Annotated in this window: 12 protein-coding genes; 7 read left to right on the top strand and 5 right to left on the bottom strand. The window is 48.7% G+C overall.

Going from position 1 to position 16,259, the window contains the following annotated elements:
• Positions 1–113: 113 nt before the first annotated feature.
• Entirely contained in the window at positions 114–2,177 is a 2,064-nt protein-coding gene (locus C2I18_RS27425) for a beta-galactosidase (protein WP_249898859.1), read from the top strand.
• 211 nt (positions 2,178–2,388) lie between these two features.
• Positions 2,389–5,682: a chitobiase/beta-hexosaminidase C-terminal domain-containing protein gene (locus tag C2I18_RS27430; protein ID WP_249898860.1), complete on the top strand. Its 3,294-nt coding sequence runs from the start codon at positions 2,389–2,391 to the stop codon at positions 5,680–5,682.
• 316 nt (positions 5,683–5,998) lie between these two features.
• Here the strand turns inward: C2I18_RS27430 and C2I18_RS27435 are convergent, their stop codons facing one another.
• Positions 5,999–7,351, bottom strand: coding sequence for an MATE family efflux transporter (locus C2I18_RS27435; protein ID WP_249898861.1), 1,353 nt, complete (start codon positions 7,349–7,351; stop codon positions 5,999–6,001).
• 133 nt (positions 7,352–7,484) lie between these two features.
• Here C2I18_RS27435 and C2I18_RS27440 point away from each other — a divergent pair, with 133 nt between their 5' ends.
• The 3 genes from C2I18_RS27440 to C2I18_RS27450 all read left to right on the top strand — a co-directional run bounded on the left by C2I18_RS27440 (position 7,485) and on the right by C2I18_RS27450 (position 10,091).
• A complete protein-coding gene (locus C2I18_RS27440; RefSeq protein ID WP_249898862.1) occupies positions 7,485–8,165 on the top strand; it encodes a TetR/AcrR family transcriptional regulator in 681 nt (226 codons plus the stop codon).
• Between the two features lie 220 nt (positions 8,166–8,385).
• Positions 8,386–8,850 (top strand): RNA polymerase sigma factor, encoded by a 465-nt coding sequence (locus C2I18_RS27445; protein ID WP_249898863.1) that lies wholly within the window; start codon positions 8,386–8,388, stop codon positions 8,848–8,850.
• Positions 8,814–10,091 (top strand): DUF4179 domain-containing protein, encoded by a 1,278-nt coding sequence (locus tag C2I18_RS27450; RefSeq protein WP_249898864.1) that lies wholly within the window; start codon positions 8,814–8,816, stop codon positions 10,089–10,091. Before C2I18_RS27445 ends, C2I18_RS27450 begins: the two co-directional genes overlap by 37 nt.
• A 38-nt stretch (positions 10,092–10,129) precedes the next feature.
• Here the strand turns inward: C2I18_RS27450 and C2I18_RS27455 are convergent, their stop codons facing one another.
• Both C2I18_RS27455 and C2I18_RS27460 read right to left on the bottom strand, forming a co-directional pair.
• A complete protein-coding gene (locus C2I18_RS27455; RefSeq protein WP_249898865.1) occupies positions 10,130–10,954 on the bottom strand; it encodes a cytochrome c oxidase assembly protein in 825 nt (274 codons plus the stop codon).
• Positions 10,947–11,414, bottom strand: coding sequence for a DUF2243 domain-containing protein (locus C2I18_RS27460; protein WP_249898866.1), 468 nt, complete (start codon positions 11,412–11,414; stop codon positions 10,947–10,949). Before C2I18_RS27460 ends, C2I18_RS27455 begins: the two co-directional genes overlap by 8 nt.
• 205 nt (positions 11,415–11,619) lie before the next feature.
• Between C2I18_RS27460 and C2I18_RS27465 the strand changes: the two genes are divergently transcribed.
• Positions 11,620–11,808, top strand: coding sequence for a hypothetical protein (locus C2I18_RS27465; RefSeq protein ID WP_249898867.1), 189 nt, complete (start codon positions 11,620–11,622; stop codon positions 11,806–11,808).
• Positions 11,809–11,968: 160 nt separating this feature from the next.
• A complete protein-coding gene (locus tag C2I18_RS27470) occupies positions 11,969–13,375 on the top strand; it encodes a right-handed parallel beta-helix repeat-containing protein (RefSeq protein WP_249898868.1) in 1,407 nt (468 codons plus the stop codon).
• Between the two features lie 339 nt (positions 13,376–13,714).
• Here the strand turns inward: C2I18_RS27470 and C2I18_RS27475 are convergent, their stop codons facing one another.
• Both C2I18_RS27475 and C2I18_RS27480 read right to left on the bottom strand, forming a co-directional pair.
• On the bottom strand, positions 13,715–14,833 hold the full coding sequence (locus C2I18_RS27475) for an IS4 family transposase (RefSeq protein ID WP_249898869.1): 1,119 nt from the start codon (positions 14,831–14,833) through the stop codon (positions 13,715–13,717).
• A gap of 490 nt (positions 14,834–15,323) precedes the next feature.
• Positions 15,324–16,217: a helix-turn-helix transcriptional regulator gene (locus C2I18_RS27480; RefSeq protein WP_249898870.1), complete on the bottom strand. Its 894-nt coding sequence runs from the start codon at positions 16,215–16,217 to the stop codon at positions 15,324–15,326.
• Positions 16,218–16,259: the final 42 nt, after the last annotated feature.

A 16,259-nucleotide genomic window follows, 5' to 3' on the forward strand; every position in this document is an offset into this window, starting at 1 on the left:
TTCATTTTGTACTGTTTTTTCTACATCTTAATCCTAACAGCCTGAATGCCCGGTGAGTTACAATGGCGACATAAGATAAGGATAGCCTAAGCTAAGAGAGAGGAAGACAGTATATGTACAAATTCAAAGAGTTTAAGCAGCCGGTCATTCTGAAGAATCATTTAAATCTCGGAGGAGAAAACCCGGCGGGAGACCGGCTTGACGTAGAAAGCCTATATATTACCCGCAGCGGAAAACCGCAAGTGCCGGTAATGGGAGAGTTTCATTTCTCCAGATATGACCGGAACTACTGGTACGAAGAGCTCTGCAAAATGAAAGCAGGCGGCATTACAGTCGTCTCTACTTATTTATTCTGGATTTATCACGAGGAGATTGAAGGGGAGTTCAACTTCTCCGGTGACAATGATATTCGCGCCTTTGTTCTGGAATGCCGGAAGGCCGAACTGGAAGTCGTAATCCGCATTGGCCCTTGGGCACATGGAGAATGCCGGAACGGCGGTTATCCGGATTGGCTGCTGATTAAACCTTACAAGCTTCGCGAGAATAATCCGGAGTACCTTAATAAAACGCGTATTTACTACGGAAAAATTGCTGAACAGGTGCAGGGTCTTTTCTATAAGGACGGTGGCAACATCATCGCTGTTCAGTTGGACAATGAGCTGACAAATGATGCCGAACATCTGGCCACTTTAAAAGAAATCGCCATAGAATGCGGAATGATTGCTCCTATTTATACAGTAACAGGCTGGAATGCTGTAGCCGGCGCCAAAATTCCGGTGGATGAGGTGGTTCCTGTATTCGGAGGCTACTGCGATGCGCCATGGGAGGAGCATACGAACCCGCTTCCGCCTTCTCCCCATTATTTCTTTACCGGATTGCGGAATGATACAGGAATCGGTACGGATCTCCTGCCAAGCCACACAGCAGAAGACGGAGAATGGCAGCTTCCGTATGAAAGATATCCTTTTGCAACCTGTGAACTGGGAGGAGGTCTTCAATCGACCCATCACCGCAGATATATTGTGGAGGGAATGGACATTTATGCTGTTTCGCTCGTAAAGCTCGGGGACGGCAACAACCTGATCGGCTATTATGTGTACCATGGCGGAACCAATCAGATCGGTAAGCTGTCCACATTCCAGGAATCCAAAGCCACCGGCTATCCGAATGACTATCCGATACTTTCCTATGACTATCAGACAGCTTTGTCGGAGTATGGAGAGGTAAGAGAGCAGTACAGATTGCTGAATCTTCTGCATTTATTTGTCCAGGATTTCCAGGAATCGTTTGCTCCGATGGTCAGAGTGGAGGCTGCTCATTCCTTAAAACAGGATGACACCGCGTCCCTCCGGTACGTAATGCGTACAGACGGTACAAGCGGATATGTATTCGTGAACCATTACCAGAGGCTGTCAAAGCTTGAAGATATACGCGGTGCTGTAATCGATACAGGGTCCGTAGTGTTCCCGCCCATTGATGTAAGTGGAGATGTCAGCTTCTTTATGCCGTTCAAAATGGACCTGTCCGGAAACATGCTGGATTATGCAACGGCACAGCCGCTATGCAGACAGGAAGACAATTATTTCTTTGTGCAAATTCCGGGTATAGCAGCGGAATACCAATTCGCGGATGGACAGAGCTTTACCCCTGCGACGGGGAGGAAGTCGGCATTCCGGGTGAATGGTGTCACCATAATTACACTTTCCTGGGATGAGGCCAGATATGTACGCAGACTGGACGGAGAGCTGTACCTTGGCGACAAATGCGACTTGTACGAGGCGAATGACGAAATCTGCTCCGCCCGCGAAGGCGATTTTAACTATTGGTACTGGAACGGCGAGGATTTTGAATACAGATCTGTCCTGCAGTCTTACACAGAGCCGGCCGCAGCTTTCACGGATGTGGATCACCTTCCTTTCGAACCGGGACATACTGAAGAACTTCATCTCGGCGGTGAGCGCAAGGTTACGTGGCGGAAAATTTCAGTTACAGGAAATCAGGGCTTTATCAATATTGATTACTACGGTGATGCCGCACAGATCTACGCTGATGGTAAGCTGATTGCCGACAGTTACTACTATGGAAAGGTATGGAGAGTACCGGCAAGGCTGCTGGAAGGAAAAGAATGCTATCTTGCGGTTTCCGAAATGCGGGATGATTTCTATAAAGAGTTCTAATAGGGAAAGGCACTAAATGACATAGGCCATTTTATTCATAATCATTCCCATCATTCGGCTGTTTTTCCCGGTCTTGTAGGCCAAAAGTATAATTTTACAGCAGTTTACAAAAACCGGTGTTTTTCTTAATCCTTGCGAGCTAGGATATTAGACGTCAAGCAGGCGGCTGTTCTTGAATAGTCTGCCAGTCTATTTCCTGAGGAGGAAGGATATGAAGAAGAAGCATTCAGGTTGGAAAAAGAGGCTGATGAACAGTACAGTTGCAGCGGCGGTAGCTGTACCGCTCCAGCTGTTCGCGTTCGGAGCCGGCTCTCCGGTATATGCTGACGGGCCAAACGATCCGGCACCGTTTATTGAAGCCAAGGTGGTTAATGAGCATGCGGGCCAGAAGATCCTATTCGATAACACGCATGAACAGACTGCCGGAGCGGCTGACTGGGTCATCAACGGCGCTTTTTCCGACTTTGGTAATGCGCTTGCACAGGAAGGTTACTATGTCAAAGAATTGCGGAAGACCACTCCGATTACTCTCAGTGATCTTGCGGATTATGACGTCTTCATCGTAGCCGAGGCTAACAATCCCTACAAAGCCAGCGAACAGCAGGCGATGGCGGATTATGTAGAGAACGGCGGCAGCATCTTCTTCATCGGTGATCATTACAACGCGGACCGCAACAAGAACCGCTGGGACGGCAACGAAGCATTTAACGGCTTCCGCCGCGGAGCCTGGGATAATCCGGCCAAAGGCATGAGCGCCGAAGAAGCGGCTTCCGATGCGATGCAGGGCGTGGTCAGCTCAGACTGGCTGGCGGATGAGTTCGGCGTGCGGTTCCGTTACAATGCGCTGGGCAACATTAATGCTACCAACATTGTAGCTCCCGATCAGGCTTTTGGCATTACTACGGGAGTATCCGCGGTAGCGATGCATGCCGGCTCCACACTGGCGATCCTGGACCCTGCCCAAGCTAAGGGAATTGTGTATCTGCCAAAGACAAATGAGGCTTGGGGCAACGCGGTGGACCAGGGTGTGTATAACGGCGGCGGTGTGGCAGAAGGCCCTTATGTGGCAGTTGCCAAAAAAGGCGCCGGTAAAGCTGCTTTTATCGGCGACTCGTCTCCGGTTGAGGATGCGACGCCGAAATATGTGCGCCAGGATACAGGCGCCAAGAAAACAACCTACGACGGCTTTAAGGAAGCAGACGATGCCACGCTGCTGGTGAATACCGTCAATTGGCTTGCCGAGCAGGAGGATTACACGGACTTTACCCAGGTGAGCGGACTGGCACTGGATCAGCCTACGGCACTGCTGCCGTTCGAGGAGCCGGCGTTGTCAACTGAACCGCAGCCTGAACCATGGGCCGCCCCGAATGCCGGTTACAAATGGTATGACCGCAGCACCTTTAAACCGGGTTCATACGGAGGGCCTGCCGCAACCGCAGGTGCGGAATACAGCTTCACGCACCAGGCGGTACTTCCGAATGCGCAGAATTTCCAGATCCGCGTCAGTGCGGATAATCTTCCTGCCGGTAGCACTGTATCCGGCTTCCAGCTGGGCATTTATCAGGTGAGCGGCGGCGCCCAGGTTGCCAAGTTTCAGAACAGTGACGGGACCTGGCCGGCCAGCTACGGATACAGCACCGCTTTCAGCCTGACAGCAGACCAGAAAGGACATGCCTACAGGGATTTGACGGTTCAGATTAAGCCGGGGACTACGGCTGCATCCAATCTGCGCCTGCGCCAGAACGGCACGAACCTGAAGACAGCGCCGGTAACACTCGGCAACGTTCCGGCTGAGCCGCTTCCGGCAGAGGAAGATCCGATTCCGGCAGGAATTACCGTTCAGGAAGCCCGGTCCAAGGCTGCCGGAACACTGGTGACTGTGGAAGGGACTGTGACTACCGAGCCGGGAATTTTCGGTGGACAAGCCTTTTACCTCCAGGATGAAACCGGCGGGGTGTATGTCTACCAGAGCCAGAGCGGCTTCCATGCCGGTGATACCGTTAAAATCACAGCATCCACAGCCCTGTACAATACAGAGCTGGAGCTGACAGAAGTGGTGCAGATCGAGAAGACCGGCACAGCGGAGCTGCCGCAGCCGGTTACAGCGGCAGCGGTGAATGATGCTAACCAGGGCCAGCTGCTGCGGCTGGATCAAGTGACAGTAACAAATATCATCGGCGCTTCCCCGAGCGGTTCGTTTGAATTTGACGCCATTCATGCAGACGGCACCAGCAATCATGTCCGTGTGGATGTCCGGACAGGCATCACGATGGACAGCTTTCCGTATGCAGAAGGACAGCGCCTGAATATTACAGGTATTGCGGCAATTTTTAAAGGCGCCTATCAGCTTAAACCGAGAAGTTTGGCGGATTTCACCCTAGTGCAAGAAGAGCCGGCTCCGGTAACGACTGCTTTGCTGTCAGCCGAGCCTAATGCTTCCGGATGGCTGAATCAGCCTGTCAAGGTTACACTGCAGGCGGACCCTGAGACAGCGGCCATTTTCTACACACTGAATAACAGTGCAGAAGCTGTATACAGCGAACCACTGACCGTCACTGAGGACGGCCGGTATGAGCTGTCATACCATGCGGTATCAGAGAATGGTAAGACAGAAGAAGCCAAAACCCTGGGCCTTAATCTCGACACGGCTCCTCCAGCCGCTGAGCTTACTGAATCCGGCCAGCCGGTCGGAGATGTGGAAGAAGGAGCGCAGCTTCATTTTGAACTTGCTGCCAGTGATGCCCTGTCAGGTATTGCTTCCAAACAGCTTCTGCTGGATGGCCAGCCGCTTGCCGAAGGTCAGAGCTTGAGTGCAGCGGATATTGGCAGCGGGCCACATACTGTGGGGTACATTGTAACTGACGCTGCCGGCAATTCTGCCGAGAAGAGCTATACCTTCCAGATCACAGACGGTGACGTACTCGCAACAGGCAAGCCTGGCCAGCCGGTACTGTCCTCCAACAGCGGCCATGCCACTGGTCTCAGCGACGGCAGTTATACGGTCACCATGAATCTGTGGTGGGGCAACAATGGTACAAGCTACAAGCTCTACGAGAACGGCACTCTGATCGACAGCAAGTCACTGAAGGATGTGTCTCCGTCAGCCCAGAGCACGGGAACGGAGATTCACGGCAAGCCGAACGGCACCTATGTGTATACGGCAGAGCTGACCAATAAATACGGTACCACTAAGAGCAGTGAGCTTACGGTGACCGTCCGCAACGCTGCTCCAGGCAAACCGGTAATCTCCAATGACAACTGGGATGGAGACGGTTCCTATAAGCTGACTATGAATCTGTGGTGGGGTACCAATGCCACGGAATACCGCTTATATGAAAACGGTGTGCTGATCGACACACAGCCGCTGAACGCCAATACACCTTCAGCCCAAACCGCTGAAACTTCCGTAACCGGCCGTGCTTCCGGTGTGTACGAATACCGGGCAGAGCTTGTTAATGCAGCGGGAGTGACCGCCAGTGACACGGTTAAAGTAACCGTGAAGTAAACAGTTTTCACAAAAGCTCTCCCGGTCCCGGGGGAGCTGAGTTCATTAATGCGCAGTTTCTCCTTTTGCAGGGGACAATTATACTCGGTTTTTCGCGTACATTATGACCGTTTACCCTCGCAGTGGTCCGATATACTCGATTTTTCGCGTACATTTGGCTCCTTTACCCCCGCAGCAGCCAGTTATACTCGATTTTTCACGTACAATGTCTCATTTCCCTCTGAAGCGGGCAATTATACCCGGTATTTCGAGTATATTTAGCCCGGTTACCTCGCAGCAGCCAAATATGCTCGGTTTTTCTTTTACAGCAATCACGCTACTGTACCAACTGCTCCAAATCAGGCTGCAATTTGTTCCGCAGAATGTACAGCATGAGCGCACCCACAATGAATGTAACGGCATCTGCGATGACGAGCGACCATACCACCCCGTGGAAGCCGTTCATCCGATTGGCAATAAAGAGCACAGGAATCAGCGCAGCCCCTTGAATAACTGACATAACCAATGCAGCGGTACCTTGAGCAGTTGCCTGAAAAATCCCTGTGAACAGTGAAGTCATTCCGGAAATGAACAGGGACAAGAAGGTCACCTGCAGAATGTAGCTGCCCATCTCAATTAATTGCGGATCATTCGTGAACAAGCCAATCAGGTGGCCGGAAATCAGATAGACGATGATGCCGAAGACGATAGCTAACACCAGGATGGTTTTGATGGTAAATTGAATCGTATGCTTCATACGCAGTTTATTTGCTGTAAAGGAGAAGGCAATCAGCGGCACAACGCCCTCGCATAACCCCATCAGAATGAACTCCGGAAATTGCAATAAACGGGATGATATCCCGTAAGCCGCCACAGCCTGGTCTCCATATTCAATCAGGAAATGGTTGAAAATGAGTGACATCGCCCCCAAAAAGATGCTCATTACAAATACGGGAACGCCGATTTTGAACACATTGCCCAGAATCTCTTTGGTAGCTTTGAACCATTTTACGGAAACCGTCAGGAACTGGCTCTTGAACCCTATATAGAAGGCAAAATAGACGCTTGCCACCAGATTTGAAACCACCGTAGCAGACGCAACTCCGATTACGCCCCAATGAAAGACAAAGATGACCAGCGCATCGAGAACAATATTCACGGCAACACTGAGAATCATCCCGGTCATCGATGTGACAGCGGCGCCTTCCGAACGGACGATATTTTCCAGCGTGAAAAACAAAACGACAAACGGCGAACCGAGCAGCATAACTGTGACATAGTCTTTGGTGAATCCGAAGGACTCCGGCGTTGCTCCCAGGCTGTGGACAATAGAATCGATTAACGGAAGTACGGCGGCCATTACTATAAGACCGAGAACTATACTGCTGTAAAAGGCAAAAGAGGACACATGCTTGACATCATCATATCTTTTCTCACCCAGCAGACGGGAGATAAACGCGCCGCCGCCTATCCCGATCAGGTTGCCCAGTGCCATAATAACCGCAAATAGCGGCAAGGTTAGAGCAAGTGCCGTTAACATCGCCGTATTGTGCAGTGTGCCAAGAAAAAATGCGTTCAAAATCGAATAAATAACACTCATTGATGTGCCTAACATCATCGGTACAGCGAAGTGCGCTACTGCTTTTGTAACCGGGGCTTTTTCAAAATAATGGAGATTCTGTGCTTCCATGCGGGTCACCACTTTCTCTAAACTCAAAATTATCTAACGGTGTTAGATTGTGCCTTACAGTGTTAGATGGTATCATGAGGTTATGGATCTGTAAAGGATAAACTTACACTGTTAGATAAAAGGACGGAGATCATTGAAAAAGCAGCAGCCGCAAATTTCAGAAGAACGGATTTTGGAGGCATCATGGGAGCTTCTGGGGGAAGAGGACATTGAGAAATTCAGTATGAGGCGGTTAGCCGACCGGCTGGGGATTCAGGCTCCTTCACTTTATTGGTATTTTAAAAGCAAGCAGGCCCTATACCAGCGCCTCGCTAACCAGGTATCAAAAATCATTTTGGAGGAGTTTCACTCCGGGGGGGACTGGAGGGAGCAGCTGGGCGCGCTGGCTGTTACAATCCGCAATGTGCTCCGCAGGTATCCTTGCTCTACGCAGCTCATGATGATGACACTGCCTCATGAACCGGACATCATCCGGTTTACCAACCGTATGCTGCTCTGCGTCGAACAGACGCCGCTTAAGGAGGAGCAGAAACTGCAGGCCATTCTTACACTTACGAACTATGTCTTCTACTTCGTACTGGATGATTACCAGCATCAGCGGAGTGTCTCCGCGATTTTTAAGAATCAGGAGGAAATGCCGGCCGGGGAAATGATAAGCCTGCTGGACTCCATGAGCGAGAGTGATGCGGGTTTGTTCCGGAGCATGTTCAAGAGCGGATTATTCGAACTGATGGGGAGTGACGGGTCGTTCGATTTTGGCTTGAAGCTGATTCTGTCAGGGATTGAGCAGGTGATTAAGGAGCAGGAGAGGTAGAACGTGCAATAGCGCTCATCCGGTGACCCATTCAACTCCTGATCCTGTCGGGAGTTTTTTCTTTTTCCTGAAACCTGAACTTCTCCTGCAGTATCTAATGAATGGTTTCTATTTGGAGTGGAAAGGAGATTACCGGGTGTATGGTGTAAAAGAAGTGATAAAAGCACAGCGTGGAAATCACAAAGCCTTTGAAAGCTTAATTTTGTCTCATCAGGTAGTAATGTACCGTGTTGCAAAATCCATGCTGAACCGGGAGGAAGACTGTGCAGATGCCATTCAGGAATCGATCCTGAAGGCTTACCAGAACATCGGCAAACTGAGAGAGCCGAAATTTTTCAAGACATGGTTAATCCGCATCGTAATCAACGAATGTAATCGTATTCTCATTGGACGCAAAAAAATAATCCCGATTCATTCGTGGACTGAGCCTGCATCGTATGAGAATGCATTTGTACAGGTAGAAGTAGAGCAGCTGTTAGAATCTTTGCCGGAAGAACAGAGCCAGCTGCTGAAGCTGTATCATATTGACGATATTTCCATACAAGATTTAGCCCAAATTTATGAAATTCCAGAGAGCACCATCAAAACAAGACTGCGCAGAGCACGTGAAAAAGCAAAAGAAATCTTAACGGCTGAGGAGGAATCCACGTGGAAGCATGGGAACAGGAAATCAAAAGAGCAGTAAACCCGGCGCTGCCGGGCGAAATAGAGCAACAGATACACCATACTCTGGCTCAGATTCCACGTAAGGATCGTAAAGTGAAAATGTTTTATGCGGTTCCGGCTGTCGCTTTAGCTGGATTTCTGCTGTTCGGCGCAACTTCGATCTCACCTGTAATAGCTGAAACTGTAAGTACAATTCCGGTTCTTGGGTCCATTTTTGAGACGATAGGAACTATTGGTGAGAAAAAGGCGAGCGAACTGGGCCTTCCTGCCCGGTTAAACCAACAGGTCCATATTGATGGGCAGACCGTTACCTTTACTGAGAGCCTTTATGACGGTTCCGGTATTATTCACATCGGCTATGTTAGACAATCCGGCAGCTCAGACTTCTTGAACAATATACAGGTTACAATAGACGGTAAGCGTCTTACAGACTATAATGGCGGAGCAAGCGGAGAAAGATTTGATAACGGAACTTTTGCCGGCATTTACACCATCGAGACTTCTGAAAAGCTAGAGGACTCGTTCAATCTTAGATTAAGCTCTCCTGACCTATCCTGGTCTGTTGAACTCCCTGTGAAGAGGCAAGGAAGCACAACCGCGCATACTATTCATGAGACAAAAAAATGGCAGAACAGATCCATGATTTATGAACAGATCGGTCTTTATCCCAGTGCAACTATACTCTCCGTCCGCTGGCTAATGAATGAATACACAGACGGATATACACTGTTGAATTACCAGATCTTCGATGACCAAGGACGGGTTCTGCAACCTTTTGGTAATCGAGCATCCGGACAACCTGCTGAAGACGGCAAGTACCAGGTTAAGTCCTATTTCACCTATGAACCGTTAGAGGATGTTCCAAAATCTTTAACGATCAGGCCCTATTTGGGAAACGGTTCTGCAACTGGTTCAGAGACGAAGAAGCTGTGGAATGGAAAAGAGATTGAGCTGTCCCAAGGTAAAGCCGGTTCTATCAAGATTCAACAGGTTTACCAAAAGAACAACCGCCTTACGCTAACTTACGAAGTCAATGGAGAACTAACTTACCAGCGGTCTTCGCGGATATGGCTTGAAAACCAGGATGGAGAAAGATATGAGACCCTCATACAGCCGCACCGGGTCGAAGGCTCCGTTAGACAATACCAGGCAGCTTTTGCAGTAAAAGACCAGAATGATAAAATCATCATTGGGACAGGCCACTTTGAGCCTATCAAGTATCTGGATGAGCTGGAAATCAGCCTGGATTTTAATGAATAACGACACTGAAATCTCAATGCTAATCTCTAATGTTTATCCTATCCGGGATTGCCGCCGACCTGTTTCCTTTTTCCAGAGCGATGCAACACTGAAGAAGAAGCACGGTACCACTGGAGACAGAAAATAAAAATCAGCACCAGATCGATAAAATCGCCGCCATAGTACATTAATAAGCCCCCAGCTTCCCCTTGATCCTGAGGTATTCCTTCCGGGGGTGCAGCATAAATCAGCTTGGACAATATTCCGTGTCCGGCGAACGCAAGGACCATGGTAATGGCACGCAGCATATAGCTGGTCCGGTGCGGAGCAGGGTCGGTGTAGATGATGGAAGCTGTGAACAGGTAGCCCGCGGCAAACACATGAAAATGAACCAGAATATGAAGAAGCATATGCTGCTGCATCGCAGAATACAGTCCTGTCATATAGATCAGCCACAGTCCGCCGATATTTAAGACGGCCGCTGTAACGGGATAAGAAATCCACAATACGGGTTTGGACCGGAGTATGCGGCTGACACGCCTTGCCCATTGCACTTTTAGGGTCCGGAGAGCAAGAGTTACGGGGAAAGACAATACAATCAGCAGCGGTCCCAGCATGCCTAACAGAAGATGGCCCAGCATATGTACTCTAAAATCGTTGTGTGCCAAGTGGGCAAGCGGACCTGTAACCGCAGACGCTGAGCATAATATTCCCGTCAAAAAGCACCAGTAACGGTAGATCGGCCACTGCCGGTAGCGCTGATTGGAAGACTGGGCAGCATAAAAATACAGCGCAAATACCGCCGCAGTAATAAAAAATGAAGGAAGGATAGTGCTCCACCCGATAGCTGCACTGTGTGAATGATCCATAGGGTGGTTATTCATACCGGGCAGATCCTTCCGGGGCCATACGCTTTGGGCTGGTCCGCAGGGTCATTACAATTCCGGCAATTAACAAAGCGAGAGCGGTAATATTCCAGACCCAGTCATAGGGAGCGATGTCCACATTATATCGGATCTGGTGCAGCCGCATCAGCTTATGCTGGACAATGCCGTCGTACAGCTGAAAAAAGCCGGCTCCCAGCAGAATACCTCCAATCCATCTGCGCAGCAGAAAAGCAGCCCGGCGCCGAAGGTCAGCCAGCATGAATAACGAGCCTACCGTAGCAAAAAAACTAAACGCATGAAAGAGGCCGTCAGAGATCAGGCCGGCGCTGGTGGTCGATTTATCATAAAAGTGATGCCAATGCAGCAGCTGATGGAACACAGCTTCGTCTATAAAGGCAATGGCGCCGATACCGAATAAAATGCCTGACCCCAGATTGCGGGCAGAGAAGTTCACCATTTTACCGCTCTCCTTGTTATATGTATGGTTTAGCTTGAATTGCCGACCTGCTTATTCATAGTCTTACCCTCAGGAATTTACAGCAAACCATCGTCTAACCGATAATTAGAGAGCAGGCGGCTTTTTGATTTTCTTGCATAAGCAGGACTCTGTTATGGAAAACTTCTGGAGAATAAACAGCATGATTCCAATGGAGGTTATCCTTATGACAACTCAGGATCCGCAAGAGCTTCTAAAGCTAAAACATGAGATGGATGAGCAGAAAAGGCAGTTTACCAATTTTGCCCGGAGTGTCAGCGCCGGCGGTGAAGTAGAGGCAGGCCAGGAATTCAGTAATGACCGGCTGCCGGATGATCAGAACCGGATGAAATCGGTTGAGAATAAACGCGATTAAATAAAATCAAGTGATACCTGTGAGTAAGCCGGTCCCTTCAGGGACCGGTTTAGCAACAGCTGAAAGGAATACATATATGCTTAAAGGGTACAGTCTCCAACTGGCTGTTTGGCTTTGTCTGGCAGTATTATGGGGATGCTCCAGTTCCAAGAGTCCGAACGTGCCGTTAGCAGACCAAACTTCAAAGTTAAATACAGCTCCGGGGTCCATCACAAGCTCTAAACCGAATGAGGTTAACGTCTATTACGTAGCTGCAGATGGAAATGACAACAATCAGGGAACCCTTGATTCACCCTGGGCGACACTGCAGCACGCCGCAGATAACGCTATGCCGGGCAGTCATATTTATCTTCGCGGAGGCGTGTATCACCAGAAGCTGCACATTACAAGCGGTGGTTCAGAAGGAGCCGGTTCAATGGTCTTTGCCGGCTATCCGAAGGAGACAGCTATCCTTGACGGTGAAGGCCTGCCGGTGGACGGGCTGGAAGGACTGATAGAGATTGAAAATGCAAGCTATGTGACGATCTCGGAGCTGGAAATCCGCAATTACAAAACATCAGCCAAAGATGAAGTACCCGCAGGCATCTATATTCATGGTGCCGGGAAATCAATTTCTTTACTGAATAACCGCATTCATTCCATAGCCAATACCGCACCGCTTAATGAGGATGATCTCTCGGGCAGGGATGCCCACGGAATAGCCGTATACGGAACCGAAGCGGATGAAGCCCTGTCTCACCTGAAAATTGCCGGCAATGAAGTGTATGATCTGGTGCTCGGTTCAAGTGAGGCGGTGGCCGTGAACGGGAATGTGGATAGTTTTGAAATTACAGACAATATCATTCATGATAATGATAACATCGGGATCGACATCATCGGTTACGAAGGAACTGCTGGGGTAGAGACAGTGGACCAGGCCCGGAACGGAACGGTTAAAGGCAACTTAGTATACGGGATTTCATCTAATTATAATCCGTCATACGGGACTTCACTGCCCAACGACAGCCACTCGGCGGGCGGGATTTACATCGACGGAGGCAGGTCAATCCTCGTTGAGCAGAACCGCGTATACGATAATGACATAGGCATTGAGCTGGCGTCCGAGCATAAGGGAAAGCTGACCCGGGATATAACGGTACGGAATAATCTGGTGTACCTCAACCGGCTGACCGGCATTGCCATGGGCGGGTACGACGAGGACCGCGGAGGCACGAGTGAGAGTACGATTGCTTTTAATACACTTTATATGAACGACTTGCTCGGCGCCGGTAACGGGCAGCTCTTTTTGCAGGCTAACCTAAGCGGTAATACCCTAACGGACAATATTGTCGTGGCCAGCGGTTCCGGCGTCCTGATCAGTAACGAATATACTAGCAACATTATGAATACAGTAGACCGGAATCTATACTTCGCGGAAGCTGGTGAGGAGGAGGCATTCTGGTTATGGAAAAAGAACGAGTATACCGGCTTCGCCGCTTATCAGCACGGAACAGGTAACGACTTCAACTCGAAGTTTGCTGATCCCAAGTTTAAGGACGCCGCCCGTGGTGATTTTCGCCTGCAATAAAACTTGTTTTCGCGAATTCGAAGGAGACATTCATCGGATTAGATAACGTTACACCAGGCACTCAAACGTATCAAAACATGCTTGCGGACGTAAATAACTGCTGCCGGGTCGTTACTTTGTTCAGCAGCGCTTACAACTACAGACCCGCCGGCACCAAAATCAAACAAGCTCCCTTGTTGAAGAACTTGAATGCTTGTTTGATATATGTTGTGGGCAGTCTAGGTCTCTGTTGATTAACTACATCTGTCTCTGGAGTTGCAAGGATTGTGGCAAAATCTCCTTCAGCGTGATGAGCGTGCTGCAAAGCTTAGTTGGATTTTCTCTAGGCCTGTTGATTATCTATATTCTGGTAATTATATCCGCGGCATCGGCTAAGTAAATCCTCCACTCCAGCGGTAATGTTTGCAATGTAAATAACCGGTCAAAGTCGGCAAATGTTAATTTAGCGCTAAAATGTACGGTAGCGTTTCCTTGTTCAAACAGAAATTTAAGCAAAACATAAACCAATAAAGCCATGTACAACTGTCCATACACTGCGTTTTCCGTCGTTCCAAATAGTCTCGGAATGTTTAAATGCTGCTTTATCCAACGAAAAAAGACTTCAATTTGCCAACGTTTTTTATAAATATTTGCGATCCCTTCAGGGGAGTACCAGTGCAGATTTGTAGCAAGAATAACCGGCTTTCCTTTGGGATCTTTAAGAATGACCACCCGAAACCGGTTCTCGGAAAGAGCCTTCTTTTTGCCCAATTGGCAGGTTAAATCCTGCTCAATACTTCCGGAAAATGGACGCTTTCGGTGTCGGGAAATCGGATTCGTAAATGTAGTATTATTGTGAAGCCGAATCACAAAGTATTGTCTATCCTCCCGTGCTTGGTACAGGTCAAACAACTTGTGTTTACCGTAAGAGCGGTCTGCAACTAAAATATATTGGCTATCCAGCAAGTCTTTGCAACTATTCAAATCATGCTCTTTACCTGTCGTTTCGGTGACTTTGTGCAGCTCCATCCGGTCGCCAATGATTCCTGCATGTAGCTTAACGCCGGCTTTTTCGCCTTTAATCGGAGCCCAAGGCAGCCGGCCCAGACCTACAGAAATGGTAGTGGAATCAACGATGAGCAGTTCCTTTGGAATGCCGAGTTTACGCTTCGTTTTTCGGTTACACAGTCCAATCATTACATTCAGCAAACGCTTGAATAATTCATAAGGAACGTCTTTGGCTTTTTTGGAAAGGGTGGAGTGATTCACAGAACTTAGCCCGCTAAGAGCCATTCGTTGTACCCCATCCCGGTATCCCTTCCACTGCTGGAAGGCAGCTTCGCCCAAGAAGAGAAGTAAATCATAGACCGTAAATTTTCGTCCCACATCGACATAATTTAATTCTTCGAGGATGGGACGTAATTTTTCTTCAGGAATCACTAATTGCAGAATATTCGATAATGAAGTAGACTTTTTCATGAGGTCGCCTCGTTTCGGATGGTTTGTAGGGGTACAAACACTTTACCGAATGAGCGGCCTTTTTGCTACCTTTTTTTGGTTAATCAACAGGCCTAGATTTTCTCCATATAATCCTGTCCTTTTTCATCTTTTATGAGTTTTAGTTGGAAATTCTCCAGCTATTTCAATAGAAATATGCCTTTGGAGCCTCATCTGGTACATTTAAGTGGAGTTTTTCCAACTAGTATTGAAGTACCGGTAATTTTCGGAGAATTAGATGGAGAAATTCCACTTAACATTTAGCCTGTGATCGATAAACCTCTTTGAAACAGTTCCCCCAACCTAAACCCCGCACTTTATCAACTGCCGCCACTCCTCGTACCCCAAAAGGTTGTAAATCTTAAAAAACAGAGTGAATATGTTGCTTTATAAACCCGTCAACTAAAGATATCATATTTCTTGTAAGCGATTGCTTAAAGGTTGTGAATTTAAAAATAGCGTTGCAGCAGCACTAACGCTCCTTCGCAAATTTGCTGCGGAACACCGAAGGGGAGAGGCCTTCTTTTTTGGAGAAGCAGGAGGAATAATGCGAGACATGGCGGAAGCCGACTTCCTCGGCGATACGTGCCACAGGCCAGGAGGTCTGGAGCAGCAAACGCTTGGATTGCTCGATCCGGTACACCTGCAGGTAGGCCATCGGCGTCATTCCGTAGACCTTCAGCATACTTTTGGCTAAATAATTCGGGTGGTAATTCAGTTCTTTCTGCAGAACGGAGTTGGTGAGATCATTCATGTAATTATTGCGGATGTACAGCTCGATCTGTTCAGCCAGATGGATGGCAGTCGCATCACTCGGCGAAGCCAGATCCCGGTCCAAATGCTGAAGGAAGGACTGAAAAACAGCCTGACGCCGCCAGTTACGCAGCGACCTCGGCTCCGATTCCTGTTCAAAGAATAGCTCCAGCAGTTCCATCGCTTTGACGGAAATGTTCAGATACTTCGGAATAAAAATGGAGCAGACATCTGTGTGGTTAACATAAGCTTTAGTTTTGTGCTCCTCAATCAGCATCTGCTGATTGGCAAGGCATTCGCTCATATCGGCACATTCCTGCCAGCTGCCAAAGGTCTGAAAATGAATCCAGATGATTTCCGTTGGCGCAGTGCAGGGGGCGAAGCCATAATGATGGGCATCCGGCAGAAGAATCATCCCCTCACCTTCACCTATTTCCTTCAGCACTCCGTTCTCACCTACCGGCAGGATCCCTTTGACAACAACGATCAAATCGAACACTCCGATGCAATTACGGTCTATATGGTAATCGCCAATCCCGTACGAGGCATGACCGCAGTCTACGAAATAGGGAATCGGAGGCGAAATAAAATGCAGGATGGGTGCATTCATCATTTATGAACTCCTCCAAAGGTTGGAAATTTGAAAAATCAGGTT

This window comes from Paenibacillus sp. PK3_47, from assembly GCF_023520895.1.
Lineage (GTDB): Bacteria > Bacillota > Bacilli > Paenibacillales > Paenibacillaceae > Paenibacillus_AQ.

Bases quoted from the DNA above. Each gene is read 5' to 3' on its own strand.
- C2I18_RS27445 (WP_249898863.1), top strand. From the start codon at position 8,386: ATGTACCGTGTTGCAAAATCCATGCTGAACCGGGAGGAAGACTGTGCA.
- C2I18_RS27480 (WP_249898870.1), bottom strand. From the start codon at position 16,217: ATGATGAATGCACCCATCCTGCATTTTATTTCGCCTCCGATTCCCTAT.
- C2I18_RS27435 (WP_249898861.1), bottom strand. From the start codon at position 7,351: ATGGAAGCACAGAATCTCCATTATTTTGAAAAAGCCCCGGTTACAAAA.
- C2I18_RS27475 (WP_249898869.1), bottom strand. From the start codon at position 14,833: ATGAAAAAGTCTACTTCATTATCGAATATTCTGCAATTAGTGATTCCT.
- C2I18_RS27455 (WP_249898865.1), bottom strand. From the start codon at position 10,954: ATGAATAACCACCCTATGGATCATTCACACAGTGCAGCTATCGGGTGG.
- C2I18_RS27425 (WP_249898859.1), top strand. From the start codon at position 114: ATGTACAAATTCAAAGAGTTTAAGCAGCCGGTCATTCTGAAGAATCAT.
- C2I18_RS27430 (WP_249898860.1), top strand. From the start codon at position 2,389: ATGAAGAAGAAGCATTCAGGTTGGAAAAAGAGGCTGATGAACAGTACA.
- C2I18_RS27465 (WP_249898867.1), top strand. From the start codon at position 11,620: ATGACAACTCAGGATCCGCAAGAGCTTCTAAAGCTAAAACATGAGATG.
- C2I18_RS27460 (WP_249898866.1), bottom strand. From the start codon at position 11,414: ATGGTGAACTTCTCTGCCCGCAATCTGGGGTCAGGCATTTTATTCGGT.